This is a genomic window from Virgisporangium aliadipatigenens (assembly GCF_016863615.1).
In the GTDB taxonomy this organism is placed as follows: domain Bacteria; phylum Actinomycetota; class Actinomycetes; order Mycobacteriales; family Micromonosporaceae; genus Virgisporangium; species Virgisporangium aliadipatigenens.
Map to the genome: position 1 here is coordinate 27,975 of NZ_BOPF01000056.1, position 21,249 is coordinate 49,223.

Consider the following 21,249-nt stretch of genomic DNA (forward strand, 5'->3'; position numbering starts at 1 on the left):
GTGGACTGGCGCACAGCTTCAGTCGCCGTCGACGGGCTCCTCCGCGGCCACCACCGCGGGCACGTCGAGCGCCGCCGCCAGCCGCGCGGCGATCAGGTCGGTCTGCCACGCCCGCGCGCCCAACGCCCGCAGCGCCGCCGTCACGGACTCCGGGGTGATCTCCGCCGGCGGACTCCACGCCAGCCGCCGCACCGAGTCCGGTGTGATCAGATTCTCCGGCGGAACGCGGTGCGCCGTGGCCAGTTCGGTGACGACGGCCCTGGCGCGCACCAGGCGCCCGGCCGCCACCGGATCCCGCTCGGCCCAGCGGTGCGGCGGCGGGGGTCCGTCGGCCGGCGGATTCACCGGGAGTTCGGAATCCGACAGTGCGCGGGCATCCGACAACGCGTCCAGCCAGACGCCCGCCATCCGCCGGATCGACCGCCCGCCGAAGCCGGTCAGTGCGACCAGCGCGCGTTCGTCCTTGGGGTCGGCCTCCGCCGCGGCGATGATCGCCGTGTCCGGCAGCACCCGCCCCGGGCTGATGTCCCGGCGCTGCGCGATCTGGTCCCTGGCCTGCCAGAGGGCCCGAACGCGGGACAGCGCCCGCGCGCCGCGCACGCGGTGGATGCCGGAGGTGCGCCGCCACGGGTCGGGTCGCACGCGGGCGGGCTCACCGGCGGCCGCCACCAGCGCCGCGAACTCCTGCGCCGCCCACTCCGTCTTGCCCTGCTTGTCCAGCTCGGCGCCGAGGTGCTCACGCAGTTCGAGCAGAAGTTCGACGTCGAGCGCGGCGTAGGTGAGCCACGAGGCGGGCAGCGGGCGGGTGGACCAGTCGGCGGCGGAGTGGTGCTTCTCCAGGCGGTAGCCGAGCACGTTCTCCGTGAGCGCGGCGAGGCCGACCCGCTCGAACCCGCACAGCCGCGCGGCCAGCTCGGTGTCGAACAGCCGGGTCGGCCGCAGCTTCAGCTCGGTGAGGCAGGGCAGGTCCTGACTGGCCGCGTGCAGGATCCACTCGGCGTCGCCGATCGCCGCCTGCAGGCCGCTGAAGTCGGCGATCGGCACCGGGTCGATCAGCACGGTGCCGGCACCCGCGCGGCGCAGCTGGATCAGGTAGGCCCGGTGGGTGTACCGGTAACCGGAGGCGCGCTCGGCGTCGACCGCCACCGGTCCGGTGCCGGCGGCGAAGCGGGCGGCAACGTCGGCCAGTTCCTCGGCGGTGGTGACGGGTGCCGGTGTGCCGTCGCGCGGGGCGGTGAGGACGGGTGGTAAGGGGCCGTCGTCGACGCTCTCGGTAGCTGGGGGTTCGTCCGTCACGTGGACCACCGTACGGCGCCACAATGCGCTGGTCGCGCAGCGCCCACCCCGGCGCGTCGGTCGCATGGGGCCTTACCTGTGTACCGATAAGACGCGAACGTGACGGAACCGGGGAAGACAGGGCAGTGCCGGGGCGGGTACGGTCGCCCCGAGTCGGCGCTTGAAGGCCCTGGCTAGTGTGGACCGGGACCGGTCAATGGGGAGGGCGGCACACGATGACTCCGGGGTACGACGCAGGTAGTCCTGGCTCCCGTAGCGCATCCTCCGATCGGGACGCGGACGACCGGCAATGGGCCCCACGCAGCGACTCCGCTCCGGCACAGCGCACCGGCCACTACGACCTGTTCGAGTCGCCGGGCGCCGAGCGGGAGGGCCGCCACGCCGGCGCCGAGTACGACGCGCCGCATTCGCCGTACGCGCGGCCGACCGGTTTGTCGACCTCCGCCGAGCCCGCCACGTCCGGGTTCGGCCGTCAGGCTGATTACGGCAACCGTTCGGATGAGTCTGCCGCCGAAGGGCACTTCCCGCGGTACTCCCCGCACTCGGCCGGTGCCCCGTCGGCGCCCGCGACGTCCTCGTTCTCGGCGCCGCCGGCCGTCAGTTCACCGCCCACGAGCGGATACGGCTTCCCGGCGCAGAGCTCCGCGTCGCCCGGCTACGCCACCGCCGCCCCGCCGCCGCGGCGCGGCAACACGGTCCCGCTGACGGCCGTGCTCGCCGTCCTCCTGCTGATCATCGTGCTGGTGCAGGGCGTCCTGCTCTACGACACCCGCAACGACGTCGAGGACGCCAAGGCCGACACGGCGGCCGTGAAGGCGGAGGCCGACAAGCGGGCCAGCGCCCTGGAGGGCCGCGCCAACGAGATCGAGAAGAGCGTGCTCAACCCCGAGGCGGTCGCCAAGGAGGTCAAGCCCAGCGTCTTCCGGGTCAACGTCACCGGCGGTTCCGGCACGGCGTTCGCCTTCGGCAGGGAGGCCGACGGCGGGGCCACCTACCTGGTCACCAACGCGCACGTAGTGCAGCAGGACTTCGCCCGCGGGATCAAGACGGTCACGCTGGAGCAGGAGAACCGCCGCTACAACGCCACGATCCAGCAGGTCGACGTCGGCAAGGACCTGGCGGTGCTGACCTCCACCGAGAAGTTCCCCCGGTTGCAGCGTGCGGCCGAGGCGGCCCGGCCGGGACAGCCGATCGTCGTCGTGGGTGCGCCGCTCGGGATCGAGGGCGTGGTGACCAGCGGCGTGGTGAGCATCCTGCGGGAGACCTCAAAGGGCCCCGTCCTGCAGTTCGACGCGCCGGTCAACCCGGGCAACTCCGGCGGCCCGGTCATCAACGCGCAGAAGCAGGTCGTCGGCGTCGTGAACGCCAAGCTGGAGAACGTCGAGAACTTCAGCCTCGGAATTCCGGTGGCGGTCCTGTGCGAGACCTTCGATATTTGCTGATGGGGCGCGCGGTCGAGGCGCAGCTCGGCACCGCCTGATGGAGGAACGATGTCATACCCCGGTGACCCCGCGGCAGGTCAGCCGCCTCAGCAGTACCCGTACTCCGATGGATCGGGTTACCCGCCGGCGCCTGCCCAGGGCTACCCGCAGCAGCCGAGCCCCGGTGGCTACACGCCGCCGCAGCAGCCCGGCCCGATCGGCGCACCCGACAGCGCGCCGCCGTTCGTGCCGACCCCGGCTCCGACGCCCGCCTACGGCCAGGACCCCAACGCCGGGTTCGGCGGCTACTACGACCCCAACGCGCAGGCCAGCGCTCCGCCGAGTTCCGGTCTGCCGTACTCCGGCCCGCCGATGTCGGTCCAGCCGGTCAGCGGCCCCGTCCAGGGCCCGCCGCTCGGCCCGGCCCAGCCCGGCGAGCGCAAGAGCCCGCTCATGCCGATCTTCGCGTCGCTGATGGTGGTGTTCCTGCTGGCGACGGCGGTGCTCGCCGTGCTGTACACGACGCGTACCGGCGACTACAACGACGAGAAGAAGACCGTCGCGGCCCGTGACACCGAGGTGGCCGACCTCAAGTCCCAGGTCGAGAAGCTGAAGGCCGACGTCAAGCGGGTCGAGGGCGAGCGGGACACCGCCAAGCGCGACCTGGGTGGCGCCCAGGGGCAGGCCGACGAGCTGAAGCGGCAGAAGCAGGTCATCTCCAACTGCATCAACCTGCTGGTGGAGGCGGGCCAGGCCGAGGCCGCCGGCAACGCCGCGCTGGCGGCGCAGAAGAACGCCGAGGCCGACAAGGTGTGTGACGAGGCGTTCCGCTACCTCGACTGAGCCATGTGCTGCTGAGGGCGGGTCCGGCGATCGGGCCCGCCCTTCGCGTTCACCGGGAGGGCAGCGCCGTCACGCCGGGCGGGGGCAGGCCGGCGGTCGACGCGAGCAGTTCGCACCAGGCCCGCAGGTGGATGCCGAGGTCGTCGTCGCGCGGGGTCCACGAGGCGCGGATCTCGATGTCGGCGGCCGCCGGAGGGCCGGCCAGCGCGCCGAAGCGGGTGGAGAGCGTCTGCGTCACGGTGCCGCCCGCGGCGGTGTACTCGGCGTCGAGCGCGTCGAGCGCGTCGGTGAGCCAGCTCCAGCCGACGGCGGGCAGCAGCTGATCGGCGGCCAGCTCGGCTTCCAGCTCGGCGGTGACATACGTCACAAGGCGTCGAGTGCCCTGCCACGCCTCGTGCCCGTCCGGGTCGTACAGCAGGATCAGGCGGCCGGTGGCCACCTCCTCGCCGTCGCGCAGGACCGTGCCGGAGAGCGCGTGCGCGAACGGCGCCAGCTTCTGCGGCGCGGGAACCTCCTCCAGCTCGATCTCGTCACGCGGAGTGACCGAGCGGAGCGTCTCCACCGCGTCGGCGAACGCCTGAGACGCGGTGACGGACGCGGTGTTCATGTCCGCAGCCTAGGCCGGCATGCGTCGATTCCTGCCGAGGCACGCCGACGGCCGTGCACCTTGCAGATCGGGCGGGGATAGCATGGCCGACCGATGAACACTTTCCTGCGGGCCTGCCGGGGCGAACCGGTGCCGCACACGCCGGTGTGGTTCATGCGCCAGGCCGGGCGGTCCCTCCCGGAGTACCGCAAGGTGCGCGAGGGCATCCCGATGCTCGAGTCCTGCCGCCGCCCCGAACTGGTCTGCGAGATCACCCTGCAGCCGGTGCGCCGGCACAACGTCGACGCGGCGATCCTGTTCAGCGACATCGTGGTGCCGCTGGCCGCCGCCGGTATCGACCTCGACATCAAGCCCGGCGTGGGGCCGGTCGTCGAGGAGCCCGTGCGCGACGCGGCCGCCGTCGCCGCCCTGCCCGAGCTGACCCCGGACCGGGTGGACTACGTCGCCGAGGCCGTCCGCCTGCTGCGCGCCGAACTGGGCGACACCGCGCTGATCGGCTTCGCGGGTGCGCCGTTCACGCTGGCGAGCTATCTGGTCGAGGGCGGGCCGTCGCGCACGCACGCCCGGACGAAGGCGCTGATGTACGGGGCGCCCGACGTGTGGCATGCGCTGTGCGCGAAGCTAGCCGCGATGACGCGGACGTTCCTGCGGGTGCAGGTCGACGCCGGGGTGCAGGCGGTGCAGCTGTTCGACTCGTGGGCGGGTGCGCTGTCCGAGGCGGACTACCGCCGCTACGTCCTGCCGCACTCGCGGTCGGTCCTGGAGGCGATCACCGGCGTGCCGCGCATCCACTTCGGGGTGGGCACCGGCGAGCTGCTCCCCGCGATGGCCGACGCGGGGCCGGAGGTCGTCGGCGTGGACTGGCGGACGCCGCTCCGCGAAGCGGCGAAGCGGGTGCCGGGGCGGGTGCTGCAGGGGAACCTCGATCCGTGCGTGCTGTTCGCGCCGCCGGAGGTGGTGGCGGTCGAGGTGAGCCGTGTGCTGGAGGAGGGCCGGTCGGCTCCCGGGCACGTGTTCAACCTCGGGCACGGGGTGCTGCCGGAGACCGATCCCGACGCGCTCACCCGCGTCGTGGAGCTGGTCCACACCGCACAGCGGTAGGGGGCGGGAGAGCGTGCGGGTCGTCGTTGTCGGGGGCGGGATCAGCGGGCTCGCGGCGGCCCACCGGGTCGCGGAGGCGGGCGCGGACGTGCTCGTCGTCGAACAGTCGCCGGCGCCCGGGGGCAAGCTGCGGACGGTCGCCCTGCCCTCCGGCGATCCGGTGGAGACCGGCGCCGAGGCGTTCGCCGTCCGCGATCCGCAGACGGGCGCGCCGAGTCCGGCCGCGGAGCTGATAGACACTCTCGGACTGACCGCTTCCCTGGAACGCCCGAAGGCCGCCCGCGCGGGCGTCGTCACCGACTCCGGTGGGCTCGACCTGATCCCGGGCGGCACCCTGTTCGGCATCCCCGGCGATCCCTCGATGGAACGCGCCGCCGACAACGGGCCGCTGCTCAGCTCCGGCGACGACGTCTCCGTGGGGCGGATCGTGCGGGCGCGGCTCGGTGACGAGGTGGCCGACCGGTTCGTGGACCCGATGCTCGGCGGCGTCTACGCGGGGCGGGCGGACGGGCTGTCGCTGGCGACGACCGTTCCGGCGCTGGCGCAGGCGTGTGCCGTCGAGGGAACCCTCACCGGTGCGGTGCGCCGTGTGCTGGAGCGGCGCCCGCCGGCGCAGGGGCTGTTCGCGACGCTCCACAGTGGACTGTCGTCGCTGACGGGCGCACTGGTCGACGCCGTCGGGGCAGACAACGTGCGCACCGGCCGTCCCGTGCGGCAGCTCTGCCCCACCGGCGTCGGCAGGTGGCGGCTGACCGTCGGGTCGACCCGCGATCCGGAGACGTTCATCGCCGACGCGGTCGTGCTGGCCGTGCCGGCGACGCCCGCCGCGCGGCTGCTCGCCGACAGCGCGCCGGCCGCCGTGGCACCCGTCGAGGTGCTCGACTACGCCAGCATGGTGCTCGTCACGCTCGAACTCCCCGAGTGCGAACTGCCCAGCGTCGACGGTGCCGAGCTGTCGGGGTTTCTCGTGCCGGCCGTGACGCCGTTCCATATAAAAGCCTCTACATTCTTGGACCGGAAGTGGCCGCACCTGCGGCGACCGGGGCGGACGCTGGTGCGAGTCTCGATCGGGCGGTACGGGGAGACGGCCCTGCTGCAACGGCCGGACGGCGAGTTGGCCGCGATCGCCGCCGCCGAACTGGCCGCGATCGCCGGCACGCCCGCGACCCCGCTCGCGGCTCACGTGCACCGCTGGGGCGGCGCGCTGCCGCAGTACGCCCCCGGCCACCTCGACCGGGTCGCCGCCGCCCGCGCCGCGCTGCCGCCCACGCTCGCCCTGGCCGGTGCCGCCTACGACGGCGTCGGCATTCCGGCGTGCGTCCGCTCCGGTCGGGTCGCCGCCGAACGGGTCCTTTCCGCTCTGGCAGACTCGGACGCATGACCACCAACGCGTCGCGGATCAAGGAATTGAACGACACGATTCGGTACACGCTCTGGTCGGTGTTCCGGGTCGACACGCCGCTCGGTTCCGCCGACCGCGCCGCCTACGCCACCGAGCTGAGCGAACTGGTCGAGCAGCTGGCGGGCAAGGACGTGGTGGTGCGCGGCCTCTACGACGTGGCCGGGCTGCGCGCCGACGCCGACCTGATGGTGTGGTGGCACGCGCCGACCGCCGACGCCCTGCAGGACGCGTACGGGATGCTGCGGCGCACTTCTCTCGGGCAGCACCTGGCACCCGTGTGGTCGAACATGGCGCTGCACCGGCCGGCGGAGTTCAACAAGAGCCACATCCCGGCGTTCCTCGCCGGCGAGGAGGCGCGGCAGTACGTGTGCGTGTACCCGTTCGTGCGCTCGTACGAGTGGTACCTGCTGCCCGACGAGGAACGCCGCGACATGCTCGCCGAGCACGGGCGGCAGGCGCGCGGGTATCCCGACGTGCGGGCCAACACGGTGGCGTCGTTCGCGCTCGGCGACTACGAGTGGATGCTGGCGTTCGAGGCGGACGAGTTGCACCGCATCGTCGACCTGATGCGGGACCTGCGGGCCTCGCGGGCGCGGCGGCACGTGCGCGAGGAGGTGCCGTTCTACACGGGACGGCGGCGCTCCGTCACCGACCTTGTGGCGAATCTTCCCTGATCCGGGCCGGCGCCCTCAGACCAGGGACTGGGTGCCGAGGACGGTCACCAGCGCGAGGCGTTCGGCGTCATCGGTGCCGGGCGCGGCCGTGTAGACCATGATCCGCAGGTCGCTCCCGGCGACGGTGAGGATGTCGCAGTCCAGCGTCAGCGGGCCGACCTGCGGATGGTCGATGATCTTGCGTGCGGCGCGGTGTGGCTCGACCCCGCCGTTCTCCCACAGGGCTGCGAAGTCCTCGTTCTGCCGCAACTCCCTGATCAGGCTCCGCAGGGCGGGATCGTCCGGGTAGCGGGCCGCCGTCGCGTGCAGGTCCGCCACCAGCGCCGCCCGGAAGGCCCTGCGCTCCTCCGGCGTCTGACGCACCCGCTGCGGCGGGCCGCAGAAGTTCCGCCACACGCCGTTGCGCTCGTGGCCGCGCCGGCCCGACGGGTCGCCCATCAGGGCCGCGTACTCGCGGTTGGCGCTCAGCAGCGTCCACGTCGCGTCGAACACCGCCACCGGCGTGCCGGCCAGCCGGTCCAGCATCCGGTGCACGCTCGGCGAGATGTGCGTCGGCACCGCCTCCGGACCCGGTGGCACCAGGCCGGCGAGGCCGAACAGGTGCGCGCGTTCGGCGTCCGTCAGGCGCAGCGCGCGGGCCAGCGCCTCGACGACCTGCCCGGACGGGTTGGCGGCGCGGCCCTGCTCCAGGCGGGTGAGGTAGTCCACCGAGATGCCCGCCAGCAGGGCCACCTCCTCGCGGCGCAGGCCCGCCGCGCGCCGGTGCCCGCCGGCCGGTAACCCGGCCGCCTCCGGCCGCACCCGGTCCCGCCAGCGGCGCACGGCCCGCCCGAACTCCATGCGCTCCAGTGTGCTTCCTCCGGAGCGGGTGAGCCTGGTACCGCCGTTCCCAGGAAAATCGGGCGGGTGCCCGAACGGCGGCGACGGGCGGACGCTGGCGGCATGACGACGACACTGATCACCGGGGCGAACAAGGGCCTCGGCCAGGAAACCGCCCGCCGCCTGCGCCACCTCGGCCACACCGTGTGGGTCGCCGGACGGGACCCCGGCCGGGTACGGGCGGCGGCCGAACGCCTCGACGCCCGGCCGCTCGTCCTCGACGTCACCGACGACGCCTCCGTGGCGGCGGCTGCGGCGGTCGTCGAGGCCGGCGGCGGGCTGGACGTGCTGGTCAACAACGCCGGCATCGAACTGCGCGGCGACGGCAACCGGATCATCGGCCCGGCCGAGGCGACCGCCGACCACATGCGCGACATGTTCGAGACGAACGTCTTCGGGCTCGTGCGCGTGACGCACGCGTTCCTGCCGCTGCTGTCGCGCTCGACGGCGCCGGTCGTCGTGAACGTCAGCAGCGGGCTCGCCTCGCTGACCCGCCTCACCGCGGCCGGGACGCCGACGTTCCACTACCCGGGGGTCGCCTACCCGGCCTCCAAGGCGGCGGTGAACGTGGTGACGGTGCAGTTCGCGAAGGCGTTCCCGGGGATGCGGATCAACGCCGTCGAGCCCGGCTACACGGCCACGGACCTCAACGGCAACACCGGCATCCAGACCGTGGAACAGGGCGCGGAGATCATCGTGCGGATGGCGTGCGTCGGCCCGGACGGCCCCACCGGCGCGTACGTCGACGCGTCCGGGCCGCTGCCCTGGTGACGCCGCCCCGGAAAGAGAGCTTGCGGCTCAAGCGGCTCGAGCCGGCACAGTGGCAGGCATGGAAGAGCTCTATCCCATCGGGGACGTCGCCCGCCGGACCGGGTTGACCGTCAGCGCGATCCGCTACTACTCCGACGAGGGCATCGTGCGGCCCGCCGGCCTCTCCCACGCCGGCCACCGGCTGTACGACATGCGCGCCGTGGCCCAGCTGGAAATGATCCGCACCCTGCGCGACCTGGGCACCGGGCTCGACGAGATCCGGCGCCTGGTCGCGGGCGAACTCTCCCTGCGCGACCTGCTCGCCGAGCATCTGGAGCTGGTCGAACGCCAGGAGCGGGAGCTGCGCGTCCGCCGAGCCGTGCTGCGCGCGTTGAACCGCGAGGAGAGCCCGGTCGAGCATGCGGTCCTCATGCACCGCCTGGTGTCGATGCCCGACGGGGAGCGCGCGCTGCTGGTCGACTCGTTCTGGAACGAGGTCGGCGCCGACCTGCCCGCCGACTTCGTCGACCGGCTCCGTGCGGTGCGGCCGCACCTGCCGGACGACCCCACCGCCGCACAGCTCGCCGCCTGGATCGAACTGGCGTCGCTGCTGCGCGACCCGTCGTTCCGCGACACGGTGCGGGCGTACCTGCGTGAGACGTTCGCGACGGAGCCGGGGGAGCGGATGACCGCCGCGCCGATGCAGGAGTTCATCCACTCCAGCGGCGCGAGGATCATGGAACGGATCATCGCGGCGTACCGGTCCGGGCTGCCTGCCGGGTCGGCGCACGCCCAGGAGCTCGCCGTGCGGGCCGCGGACGGCGCGGCGGCGGCCGCCGGGGTGCCCGCCACCGCCGAACGGCGGGCGCGGCTGGCCGCCGGCTACGCGCAGATCGCCGAGATCCACCGGCAGGGGACCGAGGACGATGCCCGGTTCGACTCGACGCACGGGCGGTACCTCGCGCTGGTAGCCGCGATCAACGGGACCCCGGACGAGTACGCCGACGTCGACCTGGCCGACCTGGGCGTGTGGATCGCGGCGGCGCTGCGCGCCTCGACCCAGGCGGGCGAGGGCCAGGCGGGCGAGGCTCAGGCGCCCGGGTAGACGGGGTGACCGGTCGGCAGGTGCACCGGGGTCGTCTGCTCCAGCAGGGCGGTCAACGCCTCCGGCGGCAGCGGCCGGGCGAAGTGGAAGCCCTGGGCGTTCCGGCAGCCGAGGAGCGTCAGCTCGGTGGCCTGCGCCGGATCCTCGATCCCCTCCGCGACCGTGTCCAGGTGCAGGATCTGACCCAGCCGGATCACCGCCTCCGCCACCGCCGAACCCTCCGGGTCGCCGTTCAGCTCGGCGACGAAACAGCGGTCGAGCTTGAGGATGTCGACCGGCAGGCGGGTCAGGTACCGCAGCGACGAGTAGCCCGTGCCGAAGTCGTCGAGCGCCACGCGCACCCCGTGCCCACGCAGTTCGTGCAGCTGCGGAACGGCCGAGTCGTCGTCGACGAGCGCACTCTCGGTGATCTCCAGCACGAGATCGCGCGGATCCAGGCCGGTGCGGCGCAACGTCTCCAGCACCTCGGCCGCGAGAGCGGGGCGGCGCAGCTGGTGCGCGGAGAAGTTCACGCTCAGGTGCAGGGTGCGACCCGGGGAAAGCCGCTCCTGCCACCGGCGCACCTGCCGGCTCGCCTGCTCCAGGACCCACGCGCCGATGTCGTCGATCACGCCGAGTTCCTCCGCCACCGGGATGAACTCCGCCGGCGGCACCACGCCCCGCGTCGGATGATGCCAGCGCACCAACGCCTCCACGGCCACCAGCGCGCCCGTAGCCAGCGCGACGATCGGCTGGTACAGCACGCGCAGCTGATCGGCGTCGACCGCGCGCAGCAGGTCCTCCCGCAGCGCCGCCGCCTCCCGGTCCTGGCGCATCGTCTCCTCCGAGTACAGCCGCCAGCCGCTGTGCTGCCGCCGCTTCGCCGCGTACATGGCGATGTCGGCGTGGTGCAGAAGTTCCCGCGGGGAGGGGGCGGCGCCCGGCTCCGACACGGCGATGCCGATGCTGGCGCGGATGCGCACCAGCTGCGTGCCGACGGGCACCGGGTCGCGGATCGTGGCGAGGATGCGTTCGGCGACCGCGATCGCCTCCGCCTCGCCGACCTCCTCCAGCAGCACCGCGAACTCGTCGCCGCCGAGCCGCGCCGACAGGTCGTCCGGGCGCAGCGTGCGCTTCAGCACCGCCGCGAACGCGGTCAGCACCGCGTCGCCCGCCTCGTGCCCGAGGGAGTCGTTCACCTGCTTGAAGCCGTCCAGGTCGATGGCGAGCGCCGCCACTCGCGCACCGGAGCGCCGCACCCGCTGCAACGCCTCGTTCAGCCGCAGCCGGTTGGCGAGGCCGGTCAGCGCGTCGGTCAGCACCAGCGCGTGGTTCTCCCGCAGGGCCACCACCTGCCGGGCCGCCACGCCGAACGTCATCACGCACGCCCCCGCCACCAGCCCCGCCCACGGGTACGGGCCCGCCTCGATCGCCGCGAACGCCAGCAGCCCGAAGCCGAGCGCCAGCGCCACGTAGGGCAACGAGCTGTGCGGGCGCAACGGCCGCGGCCGGGTGTCGTCGCCGGGCGGCGCGGCCGCGAGCCGGCACTGCTCCGCCGCCGCGAACGCCGGCAGCGCGTACTGCATCAGCGTGGCCAGCATGAACCAGGGTGGGGTCAGCTCGTTCGGCCGGTAGAGCGTGCTGTGCGCGAGGTACACGTCGCCGAGCAGCGTCAGCACGGCACCGGCCAGCAGCAGCGGCAGCAGCCGCCGCGCCGAACCGGCCGCGCCGCGCAGCAGCACCGTGCCGATCCCGACGATGAGGATCAGGTCGCCGACCGGGTAGACGACGGTGACCAGGCCGGCCCGGCTCAGCGTCGCCGCGCCGTCCTCGAGAGCCGGCGCCAGCACGAAATACCACAACGCCATCCCGCCGCCGCCGACGACGGTCGTCACGTCCATCGCGAGTTTCCAGCGGGCGCGCCGGCCCAGCGGTTCGGCCGCGAAGGAGAGCATCCCCGCGAGCAGCACCGGGACGGTCGCCAGCCGCGCGAGCACGGACACCACCAGCATCGGGGTGATCCGGCTGGGCGGCACCCCGCCGTTCTGCGCCATGGCGGCGCCGAAGCTCATGCCGTTCACGATGAGCAGGAGAAAGAAGGCGACGAGGAAGCGCCACGGGCGGCGGGTGCCGGGGTCGAGCCGGGGATGGGTGGCGGCGCGGGCGCTCATGCCGAGCCCGACGACGTGCGTCGCCAGGAACGACAGCGCGATCCAGGCGAAGTAGGTCCCGGGGCGGACGAGCGTCACCGGCAGGGTCAGGACCGACGCCGCGACCACCGCGTACGGCAGAAACAGCCACGGGCGGACCACCCGATCCCCATCGGTCGGGGCGGCGGGCTTCTTAGAGCTTTCATTTCGCACGTCCGCCGGGGGCGCGACCGCTGCCTCCCGGGCCGCACCGCTGGGCCCTGCGGGCCTACGCTTTCACGCCCGCGTCCGGTCGCGGCGCCTCCGGCGGCCGGATCCCTCCGCTCACCGCTGCATGGGGGTGTGCGGGATGCCGTCCTCGATGTACTCGGGGGCGCTTGGCGTGAAACCCAGCCGTTCGTAGAAGCCGACCAGGTGGCTTTGTGCGTCCAGCACGCACGTGCGGTTTCCGATGCGGTCGAGGGCCGACTTCAGGAGTTGCTGGGACAGGCCCCGGCCGCGGGCGTGCGGCGCCGTGACCACCCGGCCGATGCGGGCCACGCCGCCCGGGTCCGCCAGGATGCGCAGGTAGGCCAGCGGCTGGTTCGTGTCGTCGCTGATCCACAGGTGGCGGGTGTCCGGTTCGACGTCGCGGCCGTCGAACTCGGGATAAGCGCACTCCTGCTCCACCACGAACACGTCGCAGCGCAGTTTCACCAGCGCGTGGAAGGTGAAGACGTCCAGGTCGGCGAAGCGGCGTTCGTTGATGATCACCGCTTCATGGTGTCATCACCGGATGCCTTCACGGCCTCACCGTCACGTGCCTCTATGGCTTTCACCGTCACGTGGCGGACACCCTTCGGCCAGTCGGTGCGGCTGCCGGCCGTCACGACCAGGTCCGGCGCCGCCGCCGAGATCTGATGTGCGAGGTCGCCGATCGGATCGGTGGTGAAATGCGCGGTCACATGCGCCGTCAGCCCGGCGTCGCGGATCGGGGCGGCCAGCTCCGCCAGTTCGGTCAGCGCGGCCGTCATCGCCAGGAGTTCGCCGGTCAGGCCGGTGCTCACCTCCGGCGGCGACGGGTAGGGGACCAGCCGGTTGAGGACGACCACCGCGGCGGGGGCGCGTTCGCGGGCCAGCCGGGTCGCCTCCCGCACCACCGACGCCGCGTGCTCGCCGGGCGGGACCTCCACCAGTACCCGGAACGCCGTGGGCGCCCCGAGGGCGTCGCGCTCGGCCGCCATCCGATCCGCCTCGACCTGACCCGCCGGGTAGATCACGGCCAGGACCGGCCCCGCCATCGCGGTCGTCACCAGCGCCATCACGACCATCATGGAGAACATCCGGGTGTCCAGGATCCCCAACTGCAGGCCCACGGTCAGGATCACCAGCTCGGTGAGGCCCCGGGTGTTCATCAGCGTGGCGAGCGCACCGGAACGGCGCCGGTCCATCCCGTGCAGCCGCGCCCCCGCGTAGGCGCCCGCGACCTTGCCGGTGATCGCCACGAGCAGGATGGCCGCCAGTTCGACGAGGCCGCCGCCGCCCAACGCGGACAGGTCGACCCGCAGGCCGGCGATCACGAAGAAGCACGGGAGCAGCAGCAGGACGCTGACCTGTTCGAGCCGGCCGAGGATCTCGTGGCGCAGCGCCGGCCGGTCGCGCGGCATCACCGCCCCGAACAGGAACGCCCCGAAGATCGCGTGCACCCCGAGCCACTCCGCGCACCAGCAGGACAGCAGCAGCCCCACCAGCACCAGGGCGAGCACGTCCGGCGTCAGCTTCTCCTTGGCCAGCCTCCTCAGCGCGGGCCGCACCAGCAGGAACATCACCACCAGGTACGGCACGATCAGCACCAGGTGCCAGGGCACCACGCCCGACGCCGATGCCATCGCCACCACGAACGCCAGCAGCGACCACGCCACGATGTCGCCGACCGCCCCGGCCGCCAACGCCATCGCCCCGACGGTGGTGCGCACCATGCCGCGATCGGCGAGGATGCGCGCCAGCACCGGCATCGCCGTCACCGCCATGGCCGCGCCGAGGAAGAGCACGAACGCCGCCACGTTCCGCACGTCGTGCCGCCCGGCCAGCCAGAACGCCAGCGCCACCCCCAGGCCCAGCGGCAGCAGCGTCGAGCCGAGCGCCACCGACACCGCCGCCCGCCCGCGCCCACGCAGGGTCGCCGGATCGATCTCGTAGCCGACGATGAACATGAACAGCACCAGGCCGACGTTCGCCAGGGCGGCCAGCGCCGGACGGATGTCCGTCGGGAAGAGCGCGTCACCCAGCCCGGCACCGAACAGGCTCGGGCCGACCGCGATCCCGGCCACGATCTCGCCGATCACCGGCGGCTGACCGATCCGCTTCGCGGCCGCCCCGAACAGGCGCGCCAGGGCGATGACGCAGCCGAGCGCCAGCAGCAGCGTCGCCACCTGCTCCGCGGTCATGCGAGCGCCTCGATCCGTTCGGCGACCACCGCCGCGGTCGGCCTGCGTCCCGCCGGTGCCAGGCAGTCGGAGATCAGTTCTTTCACGGGAACGGCCAGAGCTTCGCTGATCCGCGGCGGTGTCGACAGCACGCGGCGCAGCGCCATGAGCCCGTCGTCGCGGGGCAGTTCGCCGTGCACGCCCCGGCCGGCGAACACGTGGTGCAGCACCACGCCGAGCGACCAGACGTCGTTGTCGGGGCCGCTCGGTTCGCCCAGCAGGATCCCGGGGTCGACGTACTGCACCGAGTCCAGCGAACCCATCCCGGTGACCGTCACCCCCTCCGTGAACAGGTGCGACAGCCCCAGGTCGGTCAGCTTCCCGCCGCCGGCGTCGAGCAGGATGTTGCCCGGCTTGATGTCCCGGTGCACGATTCCCGCCCGGTGCAACGCGTCGGCGGCCCGCGCCGCGTGCGCCACCGCCGGCAGCACCTTCGGCGGGTCCCACGGCTGCGGGGCGTCGTCGAGCGAACCCTCCGGCAGATACTCCGTCGAGTAGAAGAACACCCCGTCGTGCTGCCCCGCGTCGTACGCCGCCACCAGATACGGCGACCGCACCGCCGCGAACGCCGTCAGCTCCCGCGTCGCCCGCCGGAACGCCACCTCCGTCGACTCCGCGGACAGCACCTTCACCGCCACGAACTCCGCCTCGACCGGCAGCCGCGGCGGCCGGCGGGCCAGGAAGAAGTGGCCGTTGTTGCCCGAGCCGAGCGGCCGGACGAACGTGTAGTCCGCGATCCCCTGCACCACTGTCTCCTCACGGGTTCCGATGGGACTCGTAGCGCAGCCACCGCCGCCCGAACCCGACCAGCGATCCCGGCCGGACGGTCACCGGCGTCCCCGCCGGGATGCGGCGCGGCGCGGTGTCGCCGGGCAGTTGGACCAGCGTGCCGTTGGCCGACTGCAGGTCGACGACCTGCACGTGCCAGCCGTTGAGCGTCAGGCGCAGATGCCGGCGCGACATACCCGTTCCCGAACCGGCGATCCGCAGCGGGCGCGCCCGCCCGGCCACCACGTCGTCGTCGAACTCCGGCTCCCGGCCGATCACATAATCGGTGTCCAGCCGCACCGTCGTCCCGTTGTCCAGCAGCAGAACGCCCAACGGCGGCCGCTTGCCGAGCTGCCGGACGGCGGTGAGCTGCACCAGGGAGATGCCGCACACCGCACAGAACGGCACCGTCGGGTCCGTGAAGTGGCCGTTGGCGCACCGGATGCCGTGGATCATCGGCCCGGTCGTGGCGGCCGAGTCGACCGGCCGCGCGGGCGGCGCCGGGGGAAGCGGCCGCGCGTGGCCGGGCATCAGCAGCACGACCTCGTACGGCTGCGCCGGATCGGGCTGAATCGGCACCGGGGCCGTCCGCCGCTGCACCGGGCGCGCGGGCGGCGGAGCCACACTTGCGCGCGGGTCCGGGGGAGCACTGTCCGGCCGCGGCGCGACGGTCTCCTCGGGCGGTCCACTCGGGACAGTCGACTCGTCCACAGTGGACGAACGTTGCGCCGCCCCTGCCGCCGCCCCCGCCGCCGCGCCGGAGCCCGCCGGGTGCGCGGACGGCGCTTGCGCGGCCGGTGCGTGTCCGGGCGGTGGCGCCGCTGCGACCGGGGCGAACGCCTGCGCCTGCCCGGCCGGTGCGCCCGCCACATGCGCCGGTGGCGCTGCTGCCGGGGGCGGAACCGTCTGTGCCGGCGGCACCTGCGCACTTGCTGCGCTTCGGACGTGCGCCGGCGGCGCCCCTGCGGGCGCGGCGACCGCCGGTGCGCCCGGGGCATGCGCCGCCTGAGCGATCTGAGCTGCCGGCGGCGCCGCTGCCGGCTGCGGTCCCGGTGCGTGCGCAGACCGTGCCGCCACCGACGGCGATGCGGCCGATGTGTGGACGGGCGGCACCTGTGCCTGCGGCACGGCCGATCCGGACGATGCCGGGGAAGCGAGCGCCTGGGTGGCGGCGCTGCCGAAATCGGTCGTGGCCGCCGGTGCGGCCTGCGGCACGGCTTGGACAGGCGGGTGCGCCGCCTTATCGGCCGTGGTGCCCGGCCGCTCAGCCGGCGTCGGCTGTGATGTGCCGTCGACGGGTGCCCGGGCCGGCAGCATCGGCTCGTCCTCCGGTCGGGTCGGCGGCTGCGCGGCCGGCGCGAGCGGCTGTCCGGCCTGGGTCGGCGCGTCGGCCGGATCCGTGACGCCGGCGGCCCTCCCCGCGGGCAGGGCGAGCGCCTGGGTGGCGGCGCTGCCGAGGTCGGTAGCGATCACCGGCGTCGGCTGTGCACCCGGTGCGGCCGCCTGAGCCGGCAGGGTCGGCTCATCCTCGGGCCGTGCCGGCGGCTGAGCGGCGGGCGCCGACTGCCCGCCTGCTGTGGGCGTCCGCGTGGTGGGGGCCGGAGGTGGCGCGGTCGGTCCCGCCTGCGCTGCGGCCGGCATAGACGGTCCCACTCCCGATGAGGGAGCGGCTGATGCTGCGGGAGGTGCCGCGTCCGCAAGCCCGTACGGCGCTTGTGCCGCAGGGCGAGCCGCCTCTCCGGCCCGGCCCGGCACCTGCGCCGGGAGGGTCGGCTCGTCCTCGGGGCGCGCGGCCGGCCGCGCGGCCGGCCGCGCGGCCGGGCCTTGCGGGCGTCCGGCTCGGGCCGGCTCCTCCGCCGCGCGGTCGGCAACGGCGGCGCCGTCGCCCGAGTGCGCGATCACCTGGGTGGCCGCGCTCCCCGGATCGGCGACAGCCCCGGCCGGAACGGTGCCGCCCGGAACCGGACCACCCGACCCGGGCACGGCGACGGTCGCCGGGTAGCCGTGGGACGCCGCCGCGCCGGCCGCAGCCGGATCGCCCGGCGGGCCCGACACGGTGGCGGCTGTCGGCGCGCCGGGGGATGCCGGCACGCCTGTGGGCAGTGCCACCGTTGCGGCGGTCGGGACGGCCTCGGGCGTCTGCGCGCCTGCGTGTCCCGGTGGCGTCGCGGACGCCGGCACGCCTGTGGGCAGCGGCACCGTCGCGGGTGTCGGCGCGCCGGTGGGTATTGCGACCGTCGCGGGCGTCGGCGGGTCCGTGAGCTGCGGCAGTGGGCGGGCGTCCGTGGGGGAGGGTGGCGGGTGGGCTTTGGCGGCGGTCATACCCCGGGCGGGGGACGCAGCCGCTGACGGGAGTGCCGCGCTGACCCGGGTCAGGTCGGCGATGAGGCCACCGCCGGGCACCACGCCCGCGTCGAGCCGGGTGCGCGGGTCCGGTTCGGGGACGGGGCCGAGCGTCAGCACGAGCGTGTGCACCGGCCCGTCGCTCAGGCGGTGCGCCCGTTTCGGGCCGGACAGCCGGAAACGGTCCCGCGGGCCACCGGCGAGTGCGCGCGCGGAGCCGTTCACCAGGACGGCGAGGCGGCCCTCGGCGGTGATCCCGGCGACCGCCGCCGACAGCGATGAGGTCGCGAGCAGGCCGCCCGCGCGCATCACCAGTTCCTCGCCGTCGCCGTCGAGGCGCTGAACCCGTTCCATCAAGGACAAGAGGGCGTCCGCCGACGGCACGGCCGCACACACGATCAGCAGGCCCCCGGCGCGCGCCACGAGACCCTGTCCCGGGAACGGGCGAACGATCATCCCCGTCATACGAGCCGCCCGCCCCGGAAGCGCCAGCGCAGGAACGGCACCCGCATCGGGCCGTTCGCCACCAGCCACACGATGATCCACACCGTCGTGAAGTGCAGCACGAACGCCCACACCGGCGGCCGCAGGCCGATCAGCGGGAGCAGCAGCCACACCACGATCCCCTCGGAGACGCCGGTCAGCAGGCCGAACAGCGACGGCCAGTCCTTCTCCCACCGGAACTGCATGATCAGGTGATAGACGCACTCCCACGCGATGCCCAGGACGGCGACGGCGGCCAGCACCACGAACGACGCGCGCAACCCCGGCAGCACCGGCGTGAGCGCCAACGTGACCAGCGACCCCACGGTCGCCAGCAGGAACAGCCGGGTCTGGATCCGGCCGAACAGAATCGGGACCATCGTCACCCTCCGACCGGCTTGCCGAGGAACCAGCGCACCCACTGCGCCGTGGAACGCCACGGCCCGATGCGCCGCACGAAGCCGCGCCGGGCCAGGTCGTCGGTGATCTCCTGGGCGGCGACCTGCAACCCCAGGAACGTGTCGACGCCCGGGAAGTACCCGCCGAGCGTGGCGGCGCCGGAGGCGTACAGCGCCCCGTCGCCGCTGGCGGTGCCCTTGACCTCGAAGTGGCGTTCGACCTCCAGACGGCCCAACGGATTGCGGAACGCTCCACTGTGGAGCATCAGGTCGGCGAGCACGCGGTGCCGGTCGATGTCGGCCGTGAGGCCGGTGCAGTCGATGACGAAGTCCGCCGGGACCGACTGCATGTCGTTGCCGTTGCGGACGTGGCTGATGACGCCGCCGTTCGGCCTCGGCTCGACGCGCTCGACGGTGCCCTGCATCGGGAAGTACCAGCTGCCCTTGCGGCCGTCGCGCATCTGGCGTTGCCAGCGGCGGCGTTTCGGCGTGTTGGTGCCGCCCATGTCCTTGTACAGGCGGGCGCGTTCGGGGCCGTCGAGCCGGCGCATCTGCGCCTTGAGCTGGCCGCCCCACACCGACTTCGGATAGTTGAACCCCTGGTAGGCCCAGCCGTCGCCGCCCTTGCGCCGCATCCACAGGTGCGGCCCGTGCGGCCCGTCGACGTAGGTGCGGAAGATCTGCACGATGCGGGTCTGCAGGCCGAACCTCTCCCGGTCGTCCATGAGGCGTTGCAGCACACGGGAGGCGACGATGCCGCCGCCGCGCACGACGACGGTGCCGGGCCGGGTCTTGAGCGCCTCGTAGACGTGTTCGTGGGACTCGTAGGCGTTGACGACGCGCTGGTAGTCGCCGTACCGCTCGCGGAACTCCTGCAGGTCCGGCAGGAACCGCAGGCCCGGATAGCCGACGGCCAGGTGGACGAAGCGGGACCGGAACGCCACGCGCCGGGTCGGTGCCGTGCCGGCCGGCGGGGTCAGGATCGTGAAATAGCCGCCGCCGGCACGCCTGCGCACCATGCGGACCACGCCCTTGGCGAGCATCGAATCGTAGGAGATCCGGTCGGCCTCACGTTTCATGGACGTGAAGACCATTCCGACCCGGGGTGTCCAATAGTCGGCGAAGATTGGTTCACCCAGCACGTGCAACAGTGGTTTCAGGGATTTGTCCTGCCAGAATTCCGACACCGCGTACGACGGAAATCCCCAGATGTTGTCGGGCCGCGACGACGAGTCCGAACGGATCCTTTCCCGGTGCGGGATCTGCGACACCCGGGTCAGGTATTCGTAGGTCTGCCACGGTCGGTCCAGGTTGGACAGCACCCGTATCGAGGATGCCGGAACGCCCGCGATGCGCAGGTAGTCCACGGTGACAAAGCTGCCGATACCGCCGCCGACGCTCACGAACGGCGCGTCGAGCACCGGTATCCCGGCCGCTGCGAGCATGTCGTCGGACCACTGCGGAGTCTGTAGCAGGGTCGGCGTGAGATCTCCCGCCATGTCGTCCCCTCGTTCGATTTCTGACCGGCCCCGTGTTTCGTTTCTACGTCGGTATCACGGTGTCGCAATAGGCGCACGTATCCTGTCGCCCACGCATCAACCGATCGGTGGATCCCGGACGGGTCGTGGCGGATGCCCCGGAACGTCGCTCTCATGAGCAAAGGGCGAGTTCCGGCGCGCGCCGGTCAACTCCGCGTTGTTCCGCCACGGCCGCGAGAACGGTATGCGGCAGCGGATCGCCGACGGTGGCGCTCTTGACAGTGTGATCGACTTTCTGTTGGTGTCCTTAGTGGACGTTCCCGGGCCCCGGTGTGCGGGATCTGCCGGCGGTTTCCGGACTCCGGCTTCCGCGCGGTCCTCTTCTCGCGACGGGACGCCCGGCGCTGCCTCTGGTGGCCTTCCCCGCGCACGGCGCTTCGCCTGCGGTGCCCGGCGGATCGGGCCGGCCGTCGCGCGGGAGCGGGTCGCGTCCCGCGCCGGAACGCTCGACGCCGGAAGTGCGCCCGGGGAGGGGCGCCGCGTTGATCCTCCGCCCCACCGTGAGACCGCTTAGTGTTTCTATGTGACTACAGATAGTCAACAAATGGTTCGTCGCGCGCGACCGGGTGCGTGGGGTGTTCGAGCGACGGATCGATGTGACCGTCGTCGGTGAGGCAGCCGACGGGGTGGCTTGAGCGTCCCGATGTGATGCTGTCGGAACTGCGGATGCCGGGACTTCTGGGGCGGGTCGAAGCTGGCCTGTTCCGTGGAATCCACGGTGTGGTGCGGCCGGCCGACAAGTGCGCCGGCGTCACCGCTCGGCCGGGCGAGTCGACCGGGCGGAATGACGATGACGATGTCGGGTGTCGACCAGGCCTCGCGTGGGCGGGCTACCACTCACGCGAGGGGAACTCCTGGTCGACGACGGCGTCGAGGCTTTGCCGGAACTCGCGGGGATCGATCTCGGGAGCCGTCGCGAAAGCCGCGAGGACCTCCGCGCGGTACGAATGTCCGACGCCCGTCCCGGCGGGTGCTGCGAGGTGCTACGCGCTCGCGTCGCGGGGTTCGAGACGGACGGAGATGCTGTTGACGCAGTGACGGGTGTCC

General features: G+C 73.2%; 16 protein-coding genes and 1 pseudogene. 7 read left to right on the top strand and 10 right to left on the bottom strand.

The window, feature by feature from the left end:
• Positions 1–18 precede the first annotated feature (18 nt).
• A complete protein-coding gene (locus Val02_RS43685; protein WP_203905263.1) occupies positions 19–1,362 on the bottom strand; it encodes an HRDC domain-containing protein in 1,344 nt (447 codons plus the stop codon).
• 149 nt (positions 1,363–1,511) lie between these two features.
• Here Val02_RS43685 and Val02_RS43690 point away from each other — a divergent pair, with 149 nt between their 5' ends.
• Together Val02_RS43690 and Val02_RS43695 are read left to right on the top strand one after the other, a co-directional pair.
• Positions 1,512–2,738, top strand: coding sequence for a S1C family serine protease (locus tag Val02_RS43690; RefSeq protein ID WP_203905264.1), 1,227 nt, complete (start codon positions 1,512–1,514; stop codon positions 2,736–2,738).
• Positions 2,739–2,786: 48 nt separating this feature from the next.
• Positions 2,787–3,560, top strand: a complete 774-nt coding sequence (locus tag Val02_RS43695; protein ID WP_203905284.1) for a hypothetical protein — start codon at positions 2,787–2,789, stop codon at positions 3,558–3,560.
• Positions 3,561–3,609: 49 nt separating this feature from the next.
• Here Val02_RS43695 and Val02_RS43700 read toward each other — a convergent pair whose 3' ends face one another.
• On the bottom strand, positions 3,610–4,167 hold the full coding sequence (locus tag Val02_RS43700) for a DUF3000 domain-containing protein (protein ID WP_203905265.1): 558 nt from the start codon (positions 4,165–4,167) through the stop codon (positions 3,610–3,612).
• Positions 4,168–4,269: 102 nt separating this feature from the next.
• Here Val02_RS43700 and hemE point away from each other — a divergent pair.
• The 3 genes and pseudogenes from hemE to hemQ form a co-directional block, all read left to right on the top strand.
• A pseudogene (hemE, locus tag Val02_RS43705) lies at positions 4,270–5,268 on the top strand (uroporphyrinogen decarboxylase); the annotation flags it as partial.
• A gap of 13 nt (positions 5,269–5,281) precedes the next feature.
• Positions 5,282–6,649 (top strand): protoporphyrinogen oxidase, encoded by a 1,368-nt coding sequence (gene hemG / locus Val02_RS43710; protein ID WP_203905267.1) that lies wholly within the window; start codon positions 5,282–5,284, stop codon positions 6,647–6,649.
• A complete protein-coding gene (gene hemQ / locus Val02_RS43715) occupies positions 6,646–7,344 on the top strand; it encodes a hydrogen peroxide-dependent heme synthase (protein ID WP_203905268.1) in 699 nt (232 codons plus the stop codon). The genes hemG and hemQ overlap by 4 nt, the downstream gene beginning before the upstream one ends.
• A 15-nt stretch (positions 7,345–7,359) precedes the next feature.
• Here the strand turns inward: hemQ and Val02_RS43720 are convergent, their stop codons facing one another.
• Positions 7,360–8,184 (bottom strand): helix-turn-helix transcriptional regulator, encoded by an 825-nt coding sequence (locus Val02_RS43720; protein WP_203905269.1) that lies wholly within the window; start codon positions 8,182–8,184, stop codon positions 7,360–7,362.
• Between the two features lie 102 nt (positions 8,185–8,286).
• Here Val02_RS43720 and Val02_RS43725 point away from each other — a divergent pair, with 102 nt between their 5' ends.
• A complete protein-coding gene (locus Val02_RS43725) occupies positions 8,287–8,994 on the top strand; it encodes an SDR family NAD(P)-dependent oxidoreductase (protein ID WP_203905270.1) in 708 nt (235 codons plus the stop codon).
• Positions 8,995–9,052: 58 nt separating this feature from the next.
• On the top strand, positions 9,053–10,078 hold the full coding sequence (locus Val02_RS43730) for a MerR family transcriptional regulator (protein WP_203905271.1): 1,026 nt from the start codon (positions 9,053–9,055) through the stop codon (positions 10,076–10,078).
• Here the strand turns inward: Val02_RS43730 and Val02_RS43735 are convergent.
• The 7 genes from Val02_RS43735 to Val02_RS43765 form a co-directional block, all read right to left on the bottom strand.
• Complete coding sequence (locus tag Val02_RS43735) at positions 10,063–12,369, bottom strand: putative bifunctional diguanylate cyclase/phosphodiesterase (protein ID WP_203905272.1); 2,307 nt, start codon at positions 12,367–12,369, stop codon at positions 10,063–10,065. The two genes, Val02_RS43730 and Val02_RS43735, sit on opposite strands and share 16 nt — an antisense overlap.
• Positions 12,370–12,531: 162 nt before the next feature.
• Complete coding sequence (locus Val02_RS43740) at positions 12,532–12,960, bottom strand: GNAT family N-acetyltransferase (RefSeq protein ID WP_203905273.1); 429 nt, start codon at positions 12,958–12,960, stop codon at positions 12,532–12,534.
• Positions 12,957–14,633, bottom strand: a complete 1,677-nt coding sequence (locus Val02_RS43745; RefSeq protein WP_203905274.1) for a cation:proton antiporter domain-containing protein — start codon at positions 14,631–14,633, stop codon at positions 12,957–12,959. The genes Val02_RS43740 and Val02_RS43745 overlap by 4 nt, the downstream gene beginning before the upstream one ends.
• Positions 14,630–15,418, bottom strand: coding sequence for a protein kinase domain-containing protein (locus Val02_RS43750; RefSeq protein WP_203905275.1), 789 nt, complete (start codon positions 15,416–15,418; stop codon positions 14,630–14,632). Before Val02_RS43750 ends, Val02_RS43745 begins: the two co-directional genes overlap by 4 nt.
• Before the next feature lie 10 nt (positions 15,419–15,428).
• On the bottom strand, positions 15,429–18,137 hold the full coding sequence (locus tag Val02_RS43755; protein ID WP_203905276.1) for an FHA domain-containing protein: 2,709 nt from the start codon (positions 18,135–18,137) through the stop codon (positions 15,429–15,431).
• Positions 18,138–18,244: 107 nt separating this feature from the next.
• On the bottom strand, positions 18,245–18,646 hold the full coding sequence (locus Val02_RS43760; protein WP_203905277.1) for a hypothetical protein: 402 nt from the start codon (positions 18,644–18,646) through the stop codon (positions 18,245–18,247).
• Positions 18,647–18,648: 2 nt separating this feature from the next.
• Entirely contained in the window at positions 18,649–20,163 is a 1,515-nt protein-coding gene (locus Val02_RS43765; RefSeq protein WP_203905278.1) for an FAD/NAD(P)-binding protein, read from the bottom strand.
• Positions 20,164–21,249: the final 1,086 nt, after the last annotated feature.